Raw genomic sequence first — 21,461 nt, forward strand, 5'->3', positions numbered from 1 at the left:
GGGCATCATCGCAGGAGCGTCCGCGGGCGCCGCGCCAACGGCCCCTGGCCCGGCCCACAGGTTTTCAAAGCGCCTGACTGGCCATACAAGGGGTGTCGCGATCACAGACGTGTCCTGCAATGGCGTCGCGACCCGTTGCAAACAGCGCCGGACGGAATGGCCCAGCCGACACCACACAGATACAGCCTGCAAATCGTTGTGGCGGTGACGTTCGTGGCCATCATTGCGCTGATTCTGGGCGGCCTCACCTGGTTCAACCACCGGAGCATGGCCCAGCTCGCCCACCGCGAGGCGCAGGAGCGTTTCACCGATCTGGCTCGCCAGATTCGCGACGAGGCGCGCGACCAGCTGGCAAGCGCCCATATTTTCCTGAAGACCATCGGAGAAACGGCGTCGCCGTCGCAACCCAATGACGACATGGGGCGACTGCTCGTCACCCTGCTGCGCACGCTGCAGGAAACCACGCCTTCGGTGCTGGGCGTTCTGGCGGGCTGGCCGGATGGATCGCTGGTGCTCAGCCAGCGTCTGGTGAATGACGCCGTGGCGCCTGGAGCCTCCTATGAAATCGTGATCAGCACGCCCGACAGCGGATCCGGGCAATTTCTCCGCCGATCGATTTTTCTGAACGCACAAGGTGAGGTTATCCGGCGCAATGCGCCCGTATTGTCGGACTATGACGCGCGCAAGCGCATCTGGTACCAGATGGCCGCCGAAAGCCGGCGACCGGTGACGCCGCCGCCGTATCGTTTCGCCACTTTTCCTGAAATCGGCGTTACCGTAGCGCAGCGCTCCGCCATCAATCCCGGCGTTGTCTTTGGCATCGACGTGCTGCTCTCCGACCTGGACGACGTACTGAGCCGGATGCGCACCCATCCACGCCAGGAACTGGCGCTGTTCACTGTTGATGGCGAACTCGCCGCCCATCCCGATGGCCGCAAATACCGGCAAGGGAACACGCCAACCGGTCCGCATGGTCTGCCCCTGATGTCGGCCCTGCCCTCGCCCCTGCTGCGGGCTATCGCCCAGGCCTATCAGCAGGACGGGAGGGCTGGCAGCCGCACCATCCACACCGGCAGCGAGGACTATCTGGTCAGATATGAGCCTGGCCTTGCTGACATCAGCATGGTGACGGCGATCGCCATTCCGCAATCGGCGATCATGGGCGCGGCCAACGACATGGCCCGCCGGCTGCTGACCATGGGCTTTTTGGCGCTGCTCATCGCCCTGCCAATCGTGGCGCTGGCGGCGCGCAAGATCACCAGACCGCTCCAGACCCTCACCAGCGCCGTCAGCAGGATCGTCGCCTTCCAGGGCGACGGCGCCAGGCCGCCGCCGTCGCACATCACCGAGATCGATGCGCTCTCCGGGGCGGTGGGCGGCCTGCAACTGGCGATGAACAATTTCATGCGCTACGTGCCGAAGCAGATTGTGCGCGGCATCGTCAGGGATGGCGTCCAGCCCAGCCTGGGCGGCGTCCGCCAGCAGACCACGGTGGTTTTCTCGGATATCGCCAACTTCACCGGCATTGCCGAGCAGTTGCCGCCCGAGGCGCTGACCGGGCTGGTGTCGCGCTATTTCGCCGTCATCAGTAGCGCCCTGGTGGATTCGGGCGCCACCATCGACAAATTCATCGGCGACAGCGTGATGGCGTTCTGGAACGCGCCCGATCCACAGCCGGACCACGTGGCCCGCGCCTGCAACGGCGTGCTCAACGCGGCGCAACGGCTTGAAGAGCTGAACGCCACCTTCCGCAGCGAGGGCCTGCCGGAACTGCACACCCGTTTCGGCGTGCATACCGGCGAGGCGGTGATCGGCCATGTCGGATCATTCGACCGCCTGAGCTATACCGTTTTGGGTCATACAGTGAACATCGCCTCCCGTCTTGAGGCGCTGAACAAGCAATTCGGCACGATGATCCTGGCCTCGGGCGCGGTGCGGGACGGCGCTGGCGACGGGTTCATTTTCCGGGACGTGGGCCTCGCGGGCGTGCGCGGCGCCAGCGAGCCCGTTGCGGCCTGTGAACTGGTCGGTCGTGCGGGACAGGCGCAGGCTCCTGACGCTGGCTCTGGCGCGCTTGCCTCCGGTATATCTGGGCATGTAAATCCCGATGTGGTCGCCCGGCCGGACGCCAGCCGCCCGGCTGGCGCCCCCGTGTGACGCGGGCCGTGTCACGCGAGCCTGGAGACCGCCTGGCCTGACGCAATCTGACGGACCCACGGGTCAATGCTGGCGTTCCCTTCCAGGCAAACGGAACGTGGCGGGCCGTTTTGGCGACGCGCGTTCTTCAGGCTGGAACACAAGCCTGACCTGAAGGCCCGGGGAGGAGTTGACGTGGCGCAAATGCAGCAAGGCCAGCCCAGACGCGCGCGAACGTCCGACATCGAACGCGCCTGCAAGGAACGCGGCCTGCGCATGACCGGACAGCGGCGAACCATCGCGCAGGTCCTGGGCAACCTCGACGATCATCCGGACGTGGAGGAACTCCACCGGCGCGCGGCGCTGATCGATCCACGCATTTCGCTTTCCACCGTCTACCGCACCGTGCGCCTGCTTGAGGACGAGGGCATTCTGGCCCGGCATGAGTTCGGCGATGGCCGCGCCCGCTACGAACGGGCCGAGCGCCAGCATCACGACCATCTGATCGACGTGCGCACTGGAGCGGTGATCGAGTTCCAGTCAGAAGAAATCGAACGCCTGCAGGCCGAAATCGCGCGCAAGCTGGGCTACCGGCTGGTGCGGCACCGGCTGGAGCTGTATGGCGTGCCGCTTGGCGATTCCGACCCGGTGGATGGCGGGACGCCCGACGACGACGCGACGGGCTGATCATGGGAAACCTGCGGGGCAATCTGCGCGCCTGGAGCCGCATCGCCGCCCTGACCGCCATCACGCTGGTCGGCGTCCCGGTGCAATGGGCGGCGCTGCGCGTCGGCGCGCGCCCGGTCTACCAGCGTTTGCCGGTGCTGTTTCACCGGCTGGTCTGCCGGATCATCGGCGTGCGCGTTCAGGTCCAGGGCAAGCCGCCGCGCGGCCAGCCGACCCTGCTGGTCTCCAATCACGTTTCCTGGGCGGACATCACCGCCATTGCCAGCGTGACGCCCCTGTCATTCATCGCCAAATCCGAGGTGGGGGGCTGGCCGGTTTTCGGCACGTTCGCCCGCCTGCAACGTTCGGTGTTCGTCGACCGCGCACGGCGCTCCGCCACGGCGGAGGTTAACGGCGCCATTGCCAGGCGGCTGGCCGACAACGAAGCCATGGTGCTGTTCGCCGAAGGCACCACCGGCGAAGGCATGCGGGTATTGCCGTTCCGTTCGGCGCTGGTGGGCGCGGTGAAGGACGCGGCCGGCGGGCAGCCGGTGCGCTTGCAGCCCATGTGCATATGCTATGTGGCGCGCAACGGGCTGCCGCTGGGACGCGACGGCCTGCCGCGCATCGCGTGGTATGGCGACATGGACCTGGCGCCGCATCTGATGGATCTGCTGCGCAGCGGCGACCGCTATGAAGCGGTGATTTCGTTCGGCGAACCTGTGACCGGGGATGACGTCAATCGCAAGGTCGCCACCCGCATGGCGGAGGATTTTGCCCGCGCCTCTGTGCGCCGGTTGCGGCGATCGTCATGAACCTGGCGACGGCCCGATCGCGCCGTCGTATTTGTTTCACGCGAAGCCGTATGCTTGGCCGCGGGATGCGGCGTGAGGCCCTGTGCCAACTGCTTCGAAATGCGATAGAGTGCCGTCTTCGCGCGTTCTTCGCCCGTCCGAAGACGCCGCCTCCGTATCGACGAGGGCGCGGCCACGAGTTCCTTCATGCAGTTCGCATGGCCTCATGGCGCGCCGGCTCAAGTGAAAGTGTCAGACCAACGTGAAAAAGGTTCACGTCAAATCATACGGTTGCCAGATGAACGTCTACGACGCCGAGCGCATGGCGGACGTGCTGGCGGCTGAGGGGTATGTGGAGACCTCCAGCATCGATGACGCCGATCTGGTGATTCTCAACACCTGTCACATTCGTGAGAAGGCCGTCGAGAAGGTCTATTCCGAGCTTGGCCGCGTGCGTGAGAACAAGGCGGAGCGCGCCCGCGACGGCAAGGAGACGCGGGTGGTGGTGGCCGGTTGCGTCGCCCAGGCGGAAGGCGCCGAGATCATGCGTCGCGCCCCGGTGGTCGACGTGGTGGTTGGCCCACAAAGCTATCATCGCCTGCCGGAGCTGCTCGCCGCGAAAAGTCGTGATCAGGCAGTCGATACGGAATTTCCCGTCGAGGACAAGTTCCGCCAGTTGCCAGCCCGACGCATTGCGCCGCAACGCAATGTCTCGGCCTTCCTGACCATTCAGGAGGGCTGCGACAAGTTCTGCACCTTCTGCGTCGTGCCCTATACGCGGGGTGCGGAAAGCTCGCGCTCCGTCGAAGCGCTGATGAAGGAGGCGCGCCGGCTCGCCGGCCTCGGCGTCCGCGAGTTCACGCTGCTCGGCCAGAACGTCAATGCGTGGCATGGCGAAGGCCCGGACGGCAAAACCTGGACCCTGGGCCGGTTACTGCGCCATCTGGGGGAGATGGAAGGGGTGGAGCGCCTGCGCTACACCACCAGCCACCCGCGCGACATGGATGACGAACTGATCGCCGCCCATCGCGATCTGCCGCAGGTGATGCCCTATCTGCATCTGCCGGTGCAGGCTGGCTCCGACCGCATCCTTGCCGCCATGAACCGCCGCCACACCGCTGACGAATACCGGCGGATCATCGACCGGGTTCGCGACGCCCGCCCGGATATTGCCCTGTCGTCGGATTTCATTGTCGGCTTCCCGGGTGAAACCGACGCCGACTTTGCCGAGACCATGCGCCTTGTCGATGACATTGGTTTCGCCAGCGCCTTCTCCTTCAAATACAGCCAGCGCCCCGGCACCCCGGCCGCCGGGCAGGCCGACCAGATACCCGAGCAGGTGAAAGCTGACCGGCTGGCGGAGCTGCAAGCGGCGCTGGAGCGCGATCGCGCTGCGTTCAACAAGGCCATGGCCGGCCGCGTCATTGACGTGCTGGTCGAGCGCCAGGGGCGCCAGCCGGGGCAGATGGCCGGTAAATCCCCCTATCTGCAGGGCGTGCATTTCGATGCGCCGGCCGACATCTTGGGCCGGATGGCGACCGTGGAAGTCATTGAGGCCAGCGCGGGCAGCCTGTTTGGCCGCTATCTGGGCCCGGCCCAATCATCTGCCTCTGGCCACGTCGCCGGAGCCTCCCAGGCGCCGGCGGAACAGCCTCTCTCCCCGCAGCAAAGGAACGCGAATGCCGCGTGACGAAGGCGAGCTCTCACCCGAACAGTTCCGCGGCGCCGGGTCGCTGGCAAAACCGGGCGGCCGTGGCGCACAGCCGACCCGTCACGCGCCGCCGCAGACTGAACTGGTGCTGACGCTGGATGACAATCGTCTGGCCAGCTTGGTGTTCGGCCAGTTCGACCAGCATCTGGCCCACATCGAGCGCCGGCTCGACGTGCTGGCGACGGCGCGGGGCAACCGGGTGGTCATTCATGGCGAACAGCCGGCGGCTGCCAAGGCCCGCCAGGTGATCCTCGCCCTCTATGAACGCGCCCGGGCCGGCGAGGCCGTCACACCTGGCGATATTGATGGCGTCATTCAGGAAATTGCCTTGCAGGGCAATCTCTTCCCGGGCGACGACAGCTCCGTCGCGCCCGGCAACTTCCGCCAGATCGTCACGCGCAAGCGTGGCGGCGTGCGGGCCCGGAACAAGGCGCAGGACGATTATCTGCGCACGCTGCAGACGAGTGAGCTGGTGATCGCCGAGGGGCCGGCCGGCACCGGCAAGACCTGGCTGGCTGTCGGACACGCCGTCTCGCTGCTCGAACAGGGGGTGGTGGAGCGGCTGGTGCTGTCGCGGCCGGCGGTGGAAGCGGGCGAGCGTCTTGGCTTCCTGCCCGGCGACATGCGCGAGAAGATCGATCCCTATCTGCGCCCGGTCTACGACGCGCTTTACGATTTCATGGAGGCGCGGACCGTCGAGCGCGGGCTCGCCACCGGCATGATTGAGATCGCCCCCCTCGCCTTCATGCGCGGCCGCACCCTGACCCGCGCCGCCGTGCTGCTGGACGAGGCCCAGAACTGCACCACCATGCAGATGAAGATGTTTCTGACCCGTCTCGGCGAAGGCTCACGGATGATCGTAACCGGCGATCCGTCGCAAATCGACCTGCCGCCTGGCCAGCAATCCGGTCTCATTCAGGCTTCGCGCATTCTGCGCGGCGTCGAGGGCGTCGGCCATGTGCGATTCGCCGAGGGCGACGTGGTGCGCCACGACCTGGTGCGCCGGATCGTCGCCGCCTATGACGCCGAAACGCGCGCCATGGCCGAACGCGAGGTCGGCGCCGCCGCCAGGCCAGCCGGCAGACCCGCCACTCTCGCCGGAACCCGGGAATGAGCGCTTCGCCCCTGATTGACGTCGTGATTGAAAGCCCGCTGTGGCAGGCGCTGCGGGATGCGGAAGCGCTGGCCGGGCGGGCGGCGCTGGCGGCCGTCGCCGCCAGCGGCGTCGCCGTGATGGATGGCGCCGAACTGTCATTGATGCTGGCTGACGACGCGGCCGTGCAGGAACTGAACCGCACGTGGCGCGGCAAGGACAAGCCAACCAACGTGTTGTCATGGCCGGCGGCGGATCCGGACGATCTCGTCCGTTCGCCGCACTGCGGCGACATCGCCGTCGCTTACGAAACCCTTGTGCGCGAGGCCGCCGACGAGGGAAAAACAGTCGCGGACCACTTCACCCATCTGGTGGTTCATGGCGTGCTGCATCTGCTTGGCTACGACCATGAAACTGACGACGAGGCCGAGGAAATGGAGACGCTGGAAACAGATGTTCTGGCGGGCCTCGGCGTCGCCGACCCCTATGGACCGGATGGTGCGGGCATGAGCAATGTGGCGGGGGAAGCGCTGGAGAGATGAGCGAGGACCGAAGTACGCGCCCAGGGCGCCAGCTCCAGTCAACCGGCAGGCAGGATGCTCCGGGATGGTTTGACCGCCTGCTGGCGCTGACCCGGCCGCGCAATGGAACGTCCGTGCGCCACGATCTGGAAGACGTTCTGGAGCATAGCGCGCCGACCGAGGAGTTTTCCGCGACGGAGCGATCGCTTGTCCGCAACGTCCTGGCGCTCCATGAGCGCCGCGTCGAAGACGCGATGATTCCGCGCGCCGATATTGTCGCGATTCGCGAGGACGCCCAGCTCGCCGATGTGCTCGATCTCTTCCGGTCGGCCGGCCACTCACGTCTGCCGGTTTATGGCGAATCACTCGATGATCCGCGCGGCATGGTGCATATCCGTGATTTTCTTGATTATCTGGCGGGATGCACGCCCCGCGTCGTGATTGATGAAACCAGCTCCATGCCGAGTTTTTCCGGCGTCGACCTGTCGCTGCCGCTGAATGAAGCGGACATCCTGCGCCCGGTGCTGTTCGTGCCGCCGTCGATGCCCGCCATAGACCTGCTGGCGCGCATGCAGGCCAGCCGCACCCATATGGCTCTGGTCATTGATGAATATGGCGGCACCGACGGCATTGTCTCCATGGAGGACGTGGTGGAGCTGATCGTTGGCGATATTGAGGACGAGCATGATCACAATGCCGGTCCGATGATCGCTCCGGCCGGTGACAATGCGTTCGACGCCAACGCCCGCGCCGACTTGGAAGACGTGGCCCAGGCCCTGGGCGCGCCGCTGGTCGACGACACCCTGGCGGACGAGATCGACACCATCGGTGGATTGGTGGCGCATCTCGCGGGGCGCGTTCCCGCTACCGGCGAACAGATCGAAGGCCCACATGGGCTGGTCTTCGAGGTGCTGGAAGCCGATCCACGCCGCCTGAAACGCATTCGTATCTTCCGGTCTTCGTCCACTGGCGGCGCGGCGTCCGACACCGGCGACCGGCGCGCGCCTCCGTCACGCGAACCTGACGCCAGATGACGCGTCAGGTGAGAGGGCTTCTGGAGTGGGGCCGCAGATGTTGCGCCGCCGCCGCCCCTGTTCTCATGGGTGGGCGCTGGCGCCGGCGCATGACCGCGCTGATCGCAGGCGCCATTGGGGCCCTGTCGCTGGCGCCGGTCGATTTCCTGCCGGCCATGTTTGTCGCGCTGACCATGGCCGTTTGGCTCATCGACGCCGTTGTCCGGGACAGCGCAACCAGCGAAGACAGTCCTGTGCGTTGCATCGGCCTGCGGGCGCGCGCTGCGGCTGCCCTCGGCTGGTGGTTCGGGTTCGGATATTTTGTCGCAGGTTTGTGGTGGCTCGGCGCGGCTTTTCTGGTTGAGGCTGAGGAGTTCGCTTGGGCCCTGCCGCTTGGCGTGCTTGGTCTGCCCGCCGGTCTGGCTCTTTTCACTGCCTCCGGTTTCGGCCTGGCTGGAGCTTTATGGAGCCGGGGCGCGGTCCGCATCCTGACCCTCGCCGGCGTTTTGGGCGCCTCCGAATATCTGCGTGGCGTACTGCTTTCCGGTTTTCCCTGGAACACCTTTGGCATGGCCTTTGGCGGGCATCTGCTAACGGCTCAGGCAGCCTCGATTGTTGGCATGTATGGGCTAACCGTGCTCACCGTGGCCATCTGCGCCGCCCCGGCCGCCCTGGCGTCGCCCGCGGGCGAAATGGGGGACAGTCTGTCGGACAGATTCTGGCTGCGCCGCCTCGCACCGCCAGGCGTTGCCGCCATCGGGCTCGTCGCGCTTGTCGTTTATGGCTATGGCAGAATTCCCCACGGCCCCGAAGTGGCTGAGCCAGGCGTGAGACTTCGCCTTGTGCAGCCAGGCGTTTCCCAGGACACAACCGTATTCAACTGGGATAACCGGGAAAAAATACTGAACCAATACATCAGGCTAAGTGAGGGCGATGGGGAAGGAGCCAGCCTGGCGCAGCAAAACGTCACCCACGTTATCTGGCCCGAATCAGCCTTGCCGTTCCTCCTGGCGGATCATCCGGAAGCGCGCGCCGCAATCGGCGACATGTTGCCCCCCGGCGCGGTGCTGGTCACAGGCGCCGCCCGCGGCGAAGCCCTGACGCCAGGCGGACGCCCCAACCGCTTCTACAATTCAATGCAGGTCGTCGACCACGAAGGAAAGATTACTGGCGTCTACGACAAATCCCATCTGGTGCCGTTTGGAGAATACCTGCCGCTTTCTGGCGTTCTTGACTCTCTCGGCCTGAGGCAATTCGTCCATATCCCGGGCGGTTTCGCCCCAGGGGCGCCGGGCGGCGGACTTGATGTGCCAGGCCTGCCGCCGGTGACGCCGCTGATTTGTTATGAGGCGATTTTCCCTGGCTTCGGACCCGCAAGAACCGGACGCGGCGTTATCCTGAACGTTACCAACGATGGCTGGTTTGGGCAGACGCCAGGCCCCTGGCAGCATCTGGCCCAGGCGCGGTTGCGTGCGATCGAACAGGGCCTGCCACTGGTGCGTGTGGCCAATACCGGCATATCCGCTGTAGTTGACTCATGGGGCAGGACGAATACTTTTCTTCCATTGGGAAAAATTGGCTATGCCGATTCCGCCTTGCCGTCAGCTCTTGCGCCGACGGCCTACGCCAAAAGCGGCGACTTGTTTTTTGTCCTGCTTCTGATTTTCTGCTTTGGCTGCAGTGCGCTTGCCGGCTGGCGCCGCGATGCCGCCACAGACTGCAGGCAGTTGGTTGACCATGCCAACGGAGATTCACAGTGAACAAGGCCCGCAACCCTATAGACCTGTACGTCGGCGGCAGGGTTCGCATGCGACGCATGCTTGTTGGCCTTAGTCAGGAAAAACTGGGCGACGCGCTGGGCGTCACCTTCCAGCAGATCCAGAAATACGAAAAGGGCGCCAATCGCATCGGCGCCAGCCGTCTGCACCAGATCGCCCAGGTCCTTGGCGTGCCGGTCTCATTCTTCTACGATGGCGCGGCGCCCGTTGGCGACGCTGCCGCCGGCTTTGCCGAAGCGCCGGCGCTGGACCATGTCGCCGATTTTCTGGCCACCTCCGAGGGGCTTCATCTCAACAAGGCGTTTGTCCGCATCCAGGACGCCGGCGTACGCCGGAAACTGGTGGCTCTTGTCGAAGCCATGGCCAACGCCCAGCCCACGGGCAAAGACGACGGAGACTGAGTTTCGTCGCGTCGCCCGGCATCCGCCAGCTCCTTCCCCGACGCTTGACGTCGACAGGCCGGTAACCTACGCAAGCGCAAGCTGTTATTCATCTATTCGTCCGGAGGCTCGCGTGTCGCGCCAGAATTACCTGTTCACCAGTGAATCTGTGTCAGAAGGTCATCCTGACAAGGTATGTGATCGCATCTCCGACACCATTGTCGACGCCTTCCTGGCTGCTGATCCCGAAGCGCGCGTTGCCTGCGAGACCCTCGCCACGACGAACCAGGTGGTGATCGCCGGCGAAACCCGCGGTCCCGCCACGCTGACGCCAGAGTATCTGGCTCACCTCGCCCGTCTCGCCATCCGCGACATCGGCTATGAGCAGGACGGCTTCCACTGGGAAAAGAGCCAGATCGACGTGCTGCTGCACGCCCAGTCCGCCGACATTGCCGTTGGCGTTGACGCGCTTGGCAACAAGGACGAAGGCGCTGGCGACCAGGGCATCATGTTCGGCTACGCCTGCCGGGAAACCCCGGAGCTGATGCCCGCGCCGATCTACTATGCGCACAAGATTCTCAAGCGTCTGACCGACGCGCGCAAATCGGGCGAATCAGGCGTTCTGGGGCCGGACGCCAAGAGCCAGGTCACCGTCCGTTATGAGAACGGCAAGCCGGTCGCCGCGACGCAGATCGTCGTATCGACCCAGCATCTGGACGATACCCTGACCTCGCATGACGTCCAGGCCATCGTTGAACCTTATGTGCGCGAAACCCTGCCCGATGGCTGGATTTCTGATTCGACCATCTGGCACGTCAATCCAACCGGCAAATTTGTCATCGGCGGTCCGGACGGCGACTGCGGTCTGACCGGCCGCAAGATCATCGTCGACACCTATGGCGGCGCGGCTCCACATGGCGGCGGCGCATTCTCGGGCAAGGATCCCACCAAGGTCGACCGCTCGGCGGCTTACGCTGCGCGCTATCTGGCCAAGAACGTGGTGGCCGCAGGGCTTGCCGAGCGTTGCACCATCCAGCTCTCCTACGCCATCGGCGTGTCGCGTCCGCTGTCGCTCTATGTCGACCTGCACGGCACGGGACAGGCGGATGAAGCCAAGCTGGAAAGCGTGTTGATGGACGTGATGGACCTGTCGCCACGCGGCATTCGCCAGCACCTTGGCCTGAACCGGCCAATCTACGCCCGCACTGCGGCTTATGGTCACTTCGGCCGCGCGCCGGAAGATGATGGCGGCTTCTCCTGGGAGCGCGCCGACCTGGCTGACGCCATCCGCAAGGCCGTCGCCGGCTGAATGGCCCAACCGGTTATTTGACGCCGCCCTGTCCGGGGCGGCGTTTGTTTTTGGAAAGACCAAACAGGCGATGACGACCGAACAGCCCCGCGCCGGCTCCTTCTATGGCCGCAGGAAAGGACACCGCCTGCGTGAACAGCAATCCCGCCTGATGGAGGAGACGCTGCCGCGCCTGCGCATCGGTCCTGACGCTGTAAGCGACGTCAGCGCCCTGTTTGCCCGGCCCGTTTCGCAGACCTGGCTCGAAATCGGCTTCGGCGGCGGCGAGCATCTGCTGCACCAGATGCAGCTCAATCCGGACGTCGGATTCATCGGCTGCGAGCCGTTCATCAACGGCATGGCCAAACTGCTGGCGGGCGAGCCGGATGAGCAGCGCCTTGCCCTGCATGACGCTGACGCCACTGAGCTGCTGCCCCGCCTTCCCGCCGCCTCCATTGACCGTGCTTTCGTTCTTTATCCTGATCCGTGGCCAAAACGCCGCCAGCGCAAACGTCGCATTATCTCCCACGAAACCGTCAGCAATCTGGCCCGCGTGCTGAAGCCCGGAGCGATTTTCCGGTTCGCCACGGACATCGACGACTACGCGGCCTGGACGCTGGCGCGGGTGATGGCTTCGGGCCAGTTCGACTGGGCGGCTGAACGCGCTGACGACTGGCGACTGGCGTGGACCGACTGGCCTGGCACCCGTTACGAACAGAAGGCGTTTCGCGAAGGGCGCACGCCGGCCTATTTGACCTTCGTCCGGCGCGAGGCGCGGAACCTGGCCTGAAGAAAATGCGCTGGCGCCTTGTCAATGGCGGCGCCCGAGGCTATCTTCCAGCCATTCCGACATTCCAGAACGGTTTGTTACAAACCGAACCGGAGAGTGGGCTCCAGCCGGGGTCCGCTCTTTTTTGTCTTATCAGTGCGGCCCGGCCGCACAGGATCACAGGGCGAAGTCCGCTCGCAGCGGATATCGCTCCATCGTTTTGAATGAGCGCGTTTTTCTCATGCGAAGCAGCATTTGCTTCGCTGGAGGACGCGCCAGCCCGGCCGGCAGGCGTTGCCTGACCGCAGGCTTCATGAGGTCGCAGTTTCCATGGCGGATACAGCCGACAGACGGGTTGTCACCGAATCTGGCGTCGCGGCGCGGGTCGCCACGATTGTCGAACCGGTCATTGAGGACCTGGGATACGTATTGGTGCGCGTGAAGGTCACAGGCCTGAACGGCTGCACGGTGCAGATCATGGCCGAGCGGCCAGACGGCACAATGACCGTCGACGATTGCGAAACGATCAGCCGGGCGGTGTCGCTGGCGCTGGACGTGGATGATCCGGTCGACCGGGCCTACCACCTGGAAATTTCCTCACCGGGCATCGACCGTCCGCTGGTGCGCGCCTCCGATTTCACGCGCTGGGCCGACTATGAAGCCAAGGTCGAGCTCAATGCTCTTGTGTCTGGCCGGCGCAAGTATCGCGGCGTGCTGCGCGGCGTGGACGACGGTCAGGTATTGATCGAACGGCTGGATGCGGCGGCCGGCGAGGAACGGGTGGCGCGTCTGCCCCTGTCTGACATTCTCGAAGCGCGCCTGTTGCTGACCGATGCGGTGATCGCCGAGGCGCTGCGCCGCGACAAGGCGGCGCGCCATGCGCGCGGCGAGGTCGAAGAAGACGACGCGGATGTGGACGCGGAGTTTGGCGGCGACGGAGCAGCGGATACGTCCGGTCAGGGCCGTCCGCACTGATTTTTACGACGGGAAACCAGCCGTTTTGGCCTGGAATTTTTCCCGCCGGATTTGGGTGATGCTTTTTTCAGGAGCGAAGCAGCTGCTTCCCCTGAAGAGGGTGCATTTTTTGAATAACGCATGTCCGGACGCGGCGTGAACGTCGCTTCGCCGGACATGCTCCAGGTGGTTGAAAGAGGGAGAGACCCATGGCCATCAGCGCCAACAGGCTCGAATTGCTGCAGATCGCCGATGCTGTGGCCCGCGAGAAGGTTATTGATCGTCAGATCGTGCTCGCCGCCATGGAAGACGCGATCCAGAAGGCCGCCCGCTCGCGCTATGGCAGCGAGACCGAGGTGCGGGCCGAGATCAATCCCAAGAGCGGCGAGATCCGCCTGTCGCGCCTGTTGCTGGTGACCGACGAGGTGGAAAACGACGCCATCCACATTTCTGTGACCGACGCCCGCAAGCGCAATCCGGCGGCCCAGCCAGGCGACTATATCGCCGAGACGCTGCCGCCTTTCGATTTCGGCCGCATCGCCGCCCAGTCGGCCAAACAGGTCATCGTGCAGAAAGTGCGCGAAGCCGAGCGTGACCGGCAATACGAGGAATTCAAGGATCGCATCGGCGAGATCATCAACGGCCTCGTCAAGCGCGCTGAATATGGCAACGTTGTCGTCGACCTCGGTCGCACCGAAGGCATTATCCGTCGCGACGAACTGATCCCGCGTGAGGCGTTCCGCCCCGGCGACCGGGTGCGGGCTTACGTTTATGACGTGCGCCGCGAAACCCGCGGCCCGCAGATTTTCCTGTCGCGCACCCATCCGCAGTTCATGGCGAAACTGTTCGCCCAGGAAGTTCCCGAGATCTACGACGGCGTCGTCGAGATCAAGGCGGTGGCGCGCGACCCTGGTTCACGCGCCAAGATCGCCGTCGTCTCGCGCGACAGCTCGATCGATCCTGTCGGCGCCTGCGTCGGTATGCGCGGCTCGCGCGTGCAGGCCGTCGTCGGCGAGTTGCAGGGCGAGAAGATCGACATCATTCCGTGGTCGCCCGACAACGCCACCTTCATCGTCAACGCGCTGCAGCCGGCAGAAGTGGTGAAGGTCGTTCTGGATGAAGAAAGCGAGCGCATCGAGGTTGTCGTCCCTGACGACCAGCTTTCTCTGGCGATCGGGCGGCGCGGCCAGAACGTTCGCCTCGCCTCCCAGCTGACTGGCTGGGACATCGACATCATGACCGAGGCCGAGGAGTCGGAGCGCCGGCAGAAGGAATTCGCGGAGCGCACCGCCCTGTTCATGGAGGCCCTGGACGTTGACGAGGTCGTCGGCCAGTTGCTGGCGTCGGAAGGCTTCAGCTCGGTGGAGGAACTCGCTGTCGTCGATTTGCCGGAACTGGCGTCGATCGAAGGCTTCGACGACGACACCGCTCAGGAAATCCAGACGCGCGCCCAGGAATATCTGGACCAGCTGGAGGCGGAGCAGGACGCCAAGCGCGCCGAACTGGGCGTTTCCGACGACCTGCGCCAGATCGATGGCGTGACGACCGCCATGCTGGTGGCGTTCGGCGAAAACGACATCCGTTCGCTGGAAGACCTGGCTGGCGCCGTGCCGGACGACCTGTGTGGTTGGGCCGAGCGCAAGGACGGCGAGGTTATCCGTCACAAGGGCGCGCTTGATGGTTTCGAGGTTTCCCGCGTTGAAGCGGAAGCCATGATCATGGACGCCCGCGTGCTGGCCGGCTGGATCGAGGCGCCCGAACCTGAAGCGGAAGGCGTTGAGGACGAAGACGCTGAAGGTCAGGCGGAAGATGAGGCCGAAGCCTCCGCCGATGGACAGAACGGCGAAGCCAGCGCCTGAACGATGACGCCGGCCCCTGCTGGGCCGGCGCTGACGCCTTCGCAAACATTCAGGCGGGCTGCGTGGAGCAGAGCGCCTGACATCCGGGTTTCGGCATGTTCCTCCGGACTGGAGCGGGCCGGCCTTCAACCCATGGCTTCCGACGGGATGAGGACGACGTGGCGCACCGGCGCGAAGAAGATGACCGGGGACCGGAGCGGCTCTGCATCGTGACGCGCGCCTCGCGGCCGCCCGCGGAGATGCTGCGCTTCGTCGCGGCGCCAGACGGACGCCTGACGCCAGATCTGAAGCGAAAGCTGCCAGGACGCGGCGTCTGGGTGTCGCTGTCGGCGGACCTGGTGACGCAGGCGGTCAAACGCAAGGCTTTCGCAAGAAGTCTGAAGCAACCGGTCACGGTTCCGGCGGATCTGGCGGACGAGATCGACGCCCTGCTGGTGAAAGACGCCATTCAGGCATTGTCCTTCAGCAGCAAGGCCGGGGAAGCTGTCACCGGCTTCACGAAGGTTGAAAGTGCAATAAACAGGGCCAATATCGTGGCTGTGTTGCATGCGAGCGACGCCGCGCCAGACGGCGTCCGCAAGGTTGGACAGTTGTTGCGCCGGCGCCAGCAGACGGACCGGCGACCTGTCCATGTGATCGATGCATTTGACTCAAACGATTTGAGTTTGGCATTAGGTGGGGTACATGTGATACATGCTGCCCTGGAAGCCGGTCCCGCCAGCACAGGATTCCTGGCGTGCTGGGGCAGGTTGAACGCGTATCGGGGAGCGACGGCCAGTGTGGCGACGCTTCCGACAGACCAGCCGGGCGGCAGCGCGCCCGATTGATTGCAGCGTTTTCCCCCTGATGCGCCCTTGGGCCCAACGCCCTGGAGCAACCGTGCAGGCCCGAACGGCGCGCAGCATGAGCGCCGTCAGCCGCCGGATTTGAGAAGCCTGCCGGCGGTCCCCACGCGGACCACGCGTCCGGCAGATTGACAGGCCCATGGTTCAACGCCATGGACCTGCACGAGGTATATGCGGATCAGCTGATCCGGCATGCGAGCGGCAGGAACGGAATGAGCGATAGCAAGAACCCGGGCGACAAGACGATCAGCGGAGGACAGAACAAGACGCTGACGCTCAAGCGCCCGGTCGAGCATGGGACGGTGAGGCAGAGTTTCTCCCACGGCCGCAGCAAGGCGGTTGTGGTTGAGAAAGTGAAGCGTCGCGCCGTCGGGCCCGGCGAGGCGAAAGAAGCCGCGCCCGCAGCCCCCGCCGCGCCGCGCCCCGCCGCGTCAGCGACCTCCGCCCCCAAGCGTACGGCCGCCGGCCAGCGCCCGACCGGCGTTGTCTTGCGCACGTTGACCGACGAGGAGCGGGAAGCCCGCATCCGCGCCCTGGCTCTTGCCAAGGGGCGTGAAGTCGAGGAACGCAAGCAGGCCGAGCAGGAAGAGCTTCGCCGCGCCGAGCGCGAGGCCGCCGAGAAGGCTGAACGCGAAGCTGCTGAAGCACGTCAGCGCGAAGAAGACGCCCGCCAGCGCGCCGAGGAAGAGGCGGCCCGCAAGGCTGCGGCCGCCGCGCCAAAGGCAGCGCCCGCGCCGCAGAAGGTTGAGCCAGCCGCGAAAGCCTCGCCGACGCCAGAGCCAACGCCCCGTTATGAAACTGGCCCCGCGACGCCGACAGCCCTTGTGGCGCGTCCGCGCCCGGCTGGCTCACGCCCGCCGGTGCTGCTGTCGCCGCGTCCGCCGGCGCCGCCAAAGCCGGCTGAGCCAGCCAAGCCTGCTGCGACGACAACGGCGCAACCAGCCAGCTCGCGTCCCGCGACGGCGGCCCCTGCTGGCCGTCCTGCTGCGGCCACCGATGACGATGCGCCCCGCGCCCGCCGTCCCGGCGCGCTGCGCCCCGCTGCTGCGCCCAAGCCCGGCAAGTCCGGCGCGGGCGATGAGCGTCGTCGCGGCCGCCTGACCATCAGCACCGCGCACAACGCCGGTGAGGAGCGCACCCATTCGGTCGCCGCGTTCCGTCGCCGCATGCAGCGCATGAACCGCGGCGCGGCGAACGAACAGAAGGAGCGGCTGTCCCGCGAGGTGATCATTCCTGAAACGATCACCATTCAGGAGCTGGCCAACCGTATGTCCGAGCGCGGCGTGGACGTGATCCGTCTGCTGATGCGCCAGGGCCAGATGCACAAGATCACCGACGTGATCGACGCTGACACGGCTCAGCTGATCGCCGAGGAACTGGGCCATACGGTCCGCCGCGTGGCTGAGTCCGACGTTGAAGAAGGCCTGTTCAGCGCCGACGACATGGATGAGGTGAAGCTGCCGCGTCCGCCGGTTGTGACCATCATGGGCCACGTCGACCACGGCAAGACCTCGCTGCTCGACGCCCTGCGCAAAACAACCGTTGTGTCGGGCGAAGCCGGCGGCATCACCCAGCACATCGGCGCCTATCAGGTGACCTCGCCGTTGGGCGGCAAGATCACCTTCATCGACACGCCCGGCCACGCCGCCTTCACCTCCATGCGCGCTCGCGGCGCCAAGGTGACGGACATCGTGGTGCTGGTGGTGGCCGCCGATGACGGCGTCATGCCGCAGACCATTGAGGCTATTGATCACGCTCGCGCCGCCGGCGTGCCGCTGATCGTCGCCATCAACAAGATCGACAAGCCGTCGGCCGATCCGCAGCGCGTGCGCACCGAACTGCTGCGCCACGAGGTTGTGGTGGAGTCCATGGGCGGCGAGACGCTCGAGTTCGAAGTTTCAGCCAAGGCCGGGACCAACCTCGACAAGCTGCTCGAAGGTCTGCAGTTGCAGTCCGAGATTCTCGACCTGCGCGCCAATCCGGACCGTTCGGCCGAAGGCAACGTCATCGAGGCCAAGCTCGATCGCGGCCGCGGCCCTGTGGCTACGGTGCTGGTCGATCGCGGAACCCTGCGGGTTGGCGACATCGTTGTGGCCGGTTGCGAATGGGGCCGCGTGCGCGCCCTGGTGGCTGACAACGGTTCGCAGATCAAGGAGGCAGGCCCGTCCGTGCCGGCAGAGGTGCTTGGTTTCAATGGCACCCCTGAAGCTGGCGATCGCGTCGCCGTGGTCGAGAACGAAGCCCGCGCTCGCGAGATCACCGACTTCCGCACCCGTCAGCGGCGCGAAAAGCTGGCGGCGCGCGGCGCCGGAGCCGGACGCTCGCTGGCCGACATGATGCGCGACCTGCGTGAAGGCGGCGGCAAGAAGGAACTGGCGCTGGTCGTCAAGGGCGACGTGCACGGTTCTGTCGAAGCCATTCGCGGCGCGGTCGAGAAGCTTGGCAATGACGAAGTCACGGCGCGCATCCTGCACGCTGGCGTCGGCGGCATCACTGAGTCCGACGTGACCCTCGCCGGCGCCTCGAAGGCCACCGTCATGGGCTTCAATGTCCGCGCCAACAAGGAAGCGCGCGAAGCGGCTGACCGAGCCGGCATTGAGATCCGTTACTACAACATCATCTATGACCTCATTGATGATGTTCGTGACGCGATGTCGGGCCTGCTGGCGCCGACCTTGCGCGAGCACCGCCTCGGCGAAGCCGTCGTTCAGGAAGTCTTCGACGTATCGAAGGTCGGCAAGGTCGCTGGTTGCCGCGTCACGGACGGCGTGGTCGAGCGCGGCGCGCATGTGCGCATCATCCGCGACAACATCGTCATCCACGAAGGCAAGCTCAGCCAGCTCAAGCGTTTCAAGGACGACGCGAAGGAAGTCGGCTCCGGCCAGGAGTGCGGCATGGCTTTCGAGCGCTTCGAGGACATGCGCAAGGGCGATGTCATCGAATGCTACCGCGTTGAGGAAATCCGCCGCACCCTGCAGTGACAGTCATGGCGCGCATGAACGACATGCGCGCCATTCCATACCTGCTTCCCGGCGTGATCGCGCCCGTGCGCTCTTTTTTGCGGCGTCATGACGGCGATGAGAACGGTCAGGCGGCGGACGGCTCACAGGCCCCAGCCTGGATATGTCGCCTGATGCGCCACTCCGGAAAATGTCTCTCATCCCCGATCCTGGGTATGTTGTCATCCGGGGCAGGCGATTGCGCTGGCTGACATGTCGCGGAGCATTTTCCAGCCTGGCGGGCCTCGCTTTGAGCCAGGAAACTGCATGAATTCAGGACGATAGAGCAAGTCCCGGTTCAGTCTGACCGCATGTTGCTCTGGCGAAGACAGTGACCCCAATGGCAAAACGCGCCGCCTCTCCTTCTTCCGGCCCATCACAACGCCAGTTGCGCGTGGGCGAACTTGTCCGCCATGCCCTGGCGGAGATTCTCGCCCGTGGCGAGATCCAGGATGACGCCCTCAGCGGCAATGTCGTGACCGTTCCGGAAGTCCGCATGTCGCCAGACCTCAAGCTGGCCACCTGCTATGTCATGCCGCTCGGCGGCAAGGACGAAAAGCCGGTCATCGCCGCCCTGGACCGACACAAGAAATATATTCGCTCAGAACTGGCCCACCGCATCAACCTGCGCTATGCGCCGGATCTGCGTTTCCGGCGTGACGAAACATTCGATGAGGCCGGCCGCATCGAGCGGTTGCTGCAGTCCGAAAAAGTCCAGGCCGATCTCGCCAGGCCGCAGGAGCCCGACGACGAGGCGTGACCGACACGGGCGACATGTCAACGCAGCCATGCGCCGATCCGTCTGGAGTTGCCCCCTGGACGGTTCCGTTCAATCCCGGATGCGAAGCGCTCCAAAGCCCTGATCTGGCGCAATTCCGGCCGGCCTATCCGCCACCACAGGCATCGCCAAGACCGCTCCGGTCCAGGGCCGCGTCGCCCGATCAGGAGTAGCCTCCAACCCGACGCCGGACCGGCAGCGCTGCCGGATGCTCCGGAATGGAAGACCAATGACAGAGGAAGCTGAAGTCCGGATTGTGGCCTCCGCCGCGCCGCGCCCGAAAAAACGCGACGTCAATGGCTGGGTGGTGCTGGACAAGCCTGTCGGCATGACGTCGACCCACGCCGTCGCTGTCATCAAGCGGCTGTTCCGGGCCCGCAAAGCCGGCCACGCCGGCACGCTCGATCCGCTGGCTTCCGGCATCCTGCCCATCGCTCTTGGCGAGGCGACCAAGACGGTTCCATATGTCATGGATGGCCGCAAGGCGTATGCCTTTACCGTCGCCTGGGGCGAAGAAACCAATACCGATGACGCCGAAGGCCATGTGGTGGCCAGTTCCGATGAGCGCCCGGAGCCGGACGCCATCGCTGAATTGCTGCCACGCTTTACCGGCACCATCCTGCAGGTCCCACCCAAGTTCTCAGCCATCAAGATCGACGGCGAACGCGCCTACGACCGGGCGCGCGAAGGCGAGGCCGTGGAACTGCAACCACGCGCCGTCACCATTGAGCAGCTGCGACTGGTCAGTCGCACCGAGGACCGGGCCCTGTTCGAAGCGGAGTGCGGCAAGGGCACCTATGTGCGCGCCATTGCCCGCGACCTGGGCCGCAATCTTGGCTGTTTCGGCCATGTAGCGGCCCTGCGCCGGACCCGTGTCGGACCGTTCAATCTCCACAATTCCGTCACCCTCGACGCGCTTGAAACACTGGCGTCTGAAGCGCCGGATGGCCTGCCCGACACGGCGCTGCTGCCGGTCGCCACCGCCCTGTGCGATTTGCCGTCAGTCGCCGTCGATCGCACCGGCGCCGGCCGCCTGGCGCGCGGGCAGAGCATGCTGCTGCGTGGCCGCGACGCGCCGGTATTGGAGGGCACTGTCGCCGTGATGCTGGCCGGCCGCCTGGTGGCGCTCGCCGAATTTGATCGGGGCGAACTGCACCCGAAGCGGATTTTTAATCTCGGCGAACGCGGCTGACGCCTCGGGTGAATTCGCCTATCCGTTTGATCTGGCGATATTTCTTCTGGCCAATCCCTGATCGCCAGCGTGAAAATGTTATGGCCAAATCAGCCCGATTGGTGCATAAGCGCCGCCGTGCGCTCCGGTCTGCGGACCGGCGCGCGCACCCCGACCCTGCTGGACGACATCCCGGCCGGGCCATATTCCAGCTGAAAGGAAACACCGATGTCGATTACGCCTGAGCGCAAGCAGGAACTGATCAAGGAATACGCGACGTCGAATGGCGACAGCGGTTCCCCGGAAGTCCAGGTGGCGATCCTCACCGAGCGCATCGTTAACCTGACCGAGCACTTCAAGGCCCACAACAAGGACAACCACTCCCGTCGTGGCCTGCTCAAGATGGTTTCCCAGCGTCGCAAGCTGCTTGACTACGTCAAGGGCAAGGACGAAGCCCGTTACCGTTCGCTGATCGAGCGCCTCGGCATTCGTCGCTGATTGCCTCGCAGGCATCGGGCGACAGATCCGGACATGCGCCAGTGGCGGCGTCCGGCAGGTAGCCCCACAAACTGGCGCGCGCCGGCTATCTGGCGCCCGTCACTCTGCCGACGGCGCACATCGCCGTCCGCACGACCTGCGAGCAACGCCAGGCCGCGCGCACAACGAATTCACACTGGCGCAGGAAGCCCGCGCCGGGCGGTTTCAG

Annotated in this window: 18 protein-coding genes; all 18 read left to right on the forward strand. The window is 65.3% G+C overall.

The genetic code is table 11. The features are described 5' to 3' along the window. The first annotated feature begins 156 nt into the window (after positions 1 to 156). The 18 genes from IE243_RS06020 to rpsO all read left to right on the forward strand — a co-directional run bounded on the left by IE243_RS06020 (position 157) and on the right by rpsO (position 21,253). Positions 157 to 2,157, forward strand: a complete 2,001-nt coding sequence (locus tag IE243_RS06020; RefSeq protein WP_191318435.1) for an adenylate/guanylate cyclase domain-containing protein — start codon at positions 157 to 159, stop codon at positions 2,155 to 2,157. A gap of 183 nt (positions 2,158 to 2,340) precedes the next feature. Beyond that, on the forward strand, positions 2,341 to 2,823 hold the full coding sequence (locus IE243_RS06025) for a Fur family transcriptional regulator (RefSeq protein ID WP_191318650.1): 483 nt from the start codon (positions 2,341 to 2,343) through the stop codon (positions 2,821 to 2,823). A gap of 2 nt (positions 2,824 to 2,825) precedes the next feature. Then, positions 2,826 to 3,617: a lysophospholipid acyltransferase family protein gene (locus tag IE243_RS06030; protein WP_191318436.1), complete on the forward strand. Its 792-nt coding sequence runs from the start codon at positions 2,826 to 2,828 to the stop codon at positions 3,615 to 3,617. 241 nt (positions 3,618 to 3,858) lie between these two features. Continuing rightward, positions 3,859 to 5,286, forward strand: coding sequence for a tRNA (N6-isopentenyl adenosine(37)-C2)-methylthiotransferase MiaB (miaB, locus tag IE243_RS06035; RefSeq protein WP_191318437.1), 1,428 nt, complete (start codon positions 3,859 to 3,861; stop codon positions 5,284 to 5,286). Further along, the gene (locus IE243_RS06040; protein WP_191318438.1) at positions 5,276 to 6,421 is read left to right on the forward strand and encodes a PhoH family protein; all 1,146 of its coding nucleotides are present in this window, start codon (positions 5,276 to 5,278) and stop codon (positions 6,419 to 6,421) included. Before miaB ends, IE243_RS06040 begins: the two co-directional genes overlap by 11 nt. Continuing rightward, positions 6,418 to 6,942, forward strand: coding sequence for an rRNA maturation RNase YbeY (ybeY, locus tag IE243_RS06045; protein ID WP_191318439.1), 525 nt, complete (start codon positions 6,418 to 6,420; stop codon positions 6,940 to 6,942). The genes IE243_RS06040 and ybeY overlap by 4 nt, the downstream gene beginning before the upstream one ends. Further along, on the forward strand, positions 6,939 to 7,955 hold the full coding sequence (locus IE243_RS06050) for a hemolysin family protein (protein WP_191318440.1): 1,017 nt from the start codon (positions 6,939 to 6,941) through the stop codon (positions 7,953 to 7,955). Before ybeY ends, IE243_RS06050 begins: the two co-directional genes overlap by 4 nt. 89 nt (positions 7,956 to 8,044) lie before the next feature. After that, positions 8,045 to 9,694 carry an apolipoprotein N-acyltransferase gene (lnt, locus tag IE243_RS06055; RefSeq protein ID WP_244642844.1) on the forward strand — a complete coding sequence of 550 codons (1,650 nt, stop codon included), beginning with the start codon at positions 8,045 to 8,047 and terminating at the stop codon, positions 9,692 to 9,694. After that, a complete protein-coding gene (locus IE243_RS06060) occupies positions 9,691 to 10,113 on the forward strand; it encodes a helix-turn-helix domain-containing protein (RefSeq protein ID WP_280514577.1) in 423 nt (140 codons plus the stop codon). The genes lnt and IE243_RS06060 overlap by 4 nt, the downstream gene beginning before the upstream one ends. A gap of 112 nt (positions 10,114 to 10,225) precedes the next feature. Then, positions 10,226 to 11,401 (forward strand): methionine adenosyltransferase, encoded by a 1,176-nt coding sequence (gene metK, locus IE243_RS06065; protein ID WP_191318442.1) that lies wholly within the window; start codon positions 10,226 to 10,228, stop codon positions 11,399 to 11,401. A gap of 70 nt (positions 11,402 to 11,471) precedes the next feature. Beyond that, positions 11,472 to 12,170 carry a tRNA (guanine(46)-N(7))-methyltransferase TrmB gene (trmB, locus tag IE243_RS06070; RefSeq protein ID WP_191318443.1) on the forward strand — a complete coding sequence of 233 codons (699 nt, stop codon included), beginning with the start codon at positions 11,472 to 11,474 and terminating at the stop codon, positions 12,168 to 12,170. A gap of 309 nt (positions 12,171 to 12,479) precedes the next feature. Next, positions 12,480 to 13,124, forward strand: coding sequence for a ribosome maturation factor RimP (gene rimP, locus IE243_RS06075; protein WP_191318444.1), 645 nt, complete (start codon positions 12,480 to 12,482; stop codon positions 13,122 to 13,124). Between the two features lie 188 nt (positions 13,125 to 13,312). Continuing rightward, the gene (nusA, locus tag IE243_RS06080; protein ID WP_191318445.1) at positions 13,313 to 14,962 is read left to right on the forward strand and encodes a transcription termination factor NusA; all 1,650 of its coding nucleotides are present in this window, start codon (positions 13,313 to 13,315) and stop codon (positions 14,960 to 14,962) included. 158 nt (positions 14,963 to 15,120) lie between these two features. Then, positions 15,121 to 15,789 (forward strand): RNA-binding protein, encoded by a 669-nt coding sequence (locus IE243_RS06085; RefSeq protein ID WP_191318446.1) that lies wholly within the window; start codon positions 15,121 to 15,123, stop codon positions 15,787 to 15,789. Positions 15,790 to 16,019: 230 nt separating this feature from the next. After that, a complete protein-coding gene (infB, locus tag IE243_RS06090) occupies positions 16,020 to 18,788 on the forward strand; it encodes a translation initiation factor IF-2 (RefSeq protein WP_191318447.1) in 2,769 nt (922 codons plus the stop codon). 358 nt (positions 18,789 to 19,146) lie between these two features. Beyond that, on the forward strand, positions 19,147 to 19,566 hold the full coding sequence (rbfA, locus tag IE243_RS06095; RefSeq protein ID WP_191318448.1) for a 30S ribosome-binding factor RbfA: 420 nt from the start codon (positions 19,147 to 19,149) through the stop codon (positions 19,564 to 19,566). 247 nt (positions 19,567 to 19,813) lie between these two features. Next, positions 19,814 to 20,776, forward strand: coding sequence for a tRNA pseudouridine(55) synthase TruB (truB, locus tag IE243_RS06100; protein ID WP_244642846.1), 963 nt, complete (start codon positions 19,814 to 19,816; stop codon positions 20,774 to 20,776). A gap of 207 nt (positions 20,777 to 20,983) precedes the next feature. After that, entirely contained in the window at positions 20,984 to 21,253 is a 270-nt protein-coding gene (rpsO, locus tag IE243_RS06105; RefSeq protein ID WP_191318450.1) for a 30S ribosomal protein S15, read from the forward strand. Positions 21,254 to 21,461: the final 208 nt, after the last annotated feature.

Source organism: Camelimonas fluminis (assembly GCF_014656355.1).
Classification (GTDB): Bacteria; Pseudomonadota; Alphaproteobacteria; order Rhizobiales; family Beijerinckiaceae; genus Camelimonas; species Camelimonas fluminis.

Coding starts and splice junctions, on each gene's coding strand:
- ybeY (WP_191318439.1), top strand. CDS start 6,418: ATGAGCGCTTCGCCCCTGATTGACGTCGTGATTGAAAGCCCGCTGTGG.
- IE243_RS06020 (WP_191318435.1), top strand. CDS start 157: ATGGCCCAGCCGACACCACACAGATACAGCCTGCAAATCGTTGTGGCG.
- truB (WP_244642846.1), top strand. CDS start 19,814: ATGACAGAGGAAGCTGAAGTCCGGATTGTGGCCTCCGCCGCGCCGCGC.
- infB (WP_191318447.1), top strand. CDS start 16,020: ATGAGCGATAGCAAGAACCCGGGCGACAAGACGATCAGCGGAGGACAG.
- trmB (WP_191318443.1), top strand. CDS start 11,472: ATGACGACCGAACAGCCCCGCGCCGGCTCCTTCTATGGCCGCAGGAAA.
- IE243_RS06025 (WP_191318650.1), top strand. CDS start 2,341: ATGCAGCAAGGCCAGCCCAGACGCGCGCGAACGTCCGACATCGAACGC.
- rbfA (WP_191318448.1), top strand. CDS start 19,147: ATGGCAAAACGCGCCGCCTCTCCTTCTTCCGGCCCATCACAACGCCAG.
- rpsO (WP_191318450.1), top strand. CDS start 20,984: ATGTCGATTACGCCTGAGCGCAAGCAGGAACTGATCAAGGAATACGCG.
- IE243_RS06040 (WP_191318438.1), top strand. CDS start 5,276: ATGCCGCGTGACGAAGGCGAGCTCTCACCCGAACAGTTCCGCGGCGCC.
- nusA (WP_191318445.1), top strand. CDS start 13,313: ATGGCCATCAGCGCCAACAGGCTCGAATTGCTGCAGATCGCCGATGCT.
- rimP (WP_191318444.1), top strand. CDS start 12,480: ATGGCGGATACAGCCGACAGACGGGTTGTCACCGAATCTGGCGTCGCG.
- IE243_RS06030 (WP_191318436.1), top strand. CDS start 2,826: ATGGGAAACCTGCGGGGCAATCTGCGCGCCTGGAGCCGCATCGCCGCC.
- lnt (WP_244642844.1), top strand. CDS start 8,045: ATGACCGCGCTGATCGCAGGCGCCATTGGGGCCCTGTCGCTGGCGCCG.
- IE243_RS06050 (WP_191318440.1), top strand. CDS start 6,939: ATGAGCGAGGACCGAAGTACGCGCCCAGGGCGCCAGCTCCAGTCAACC.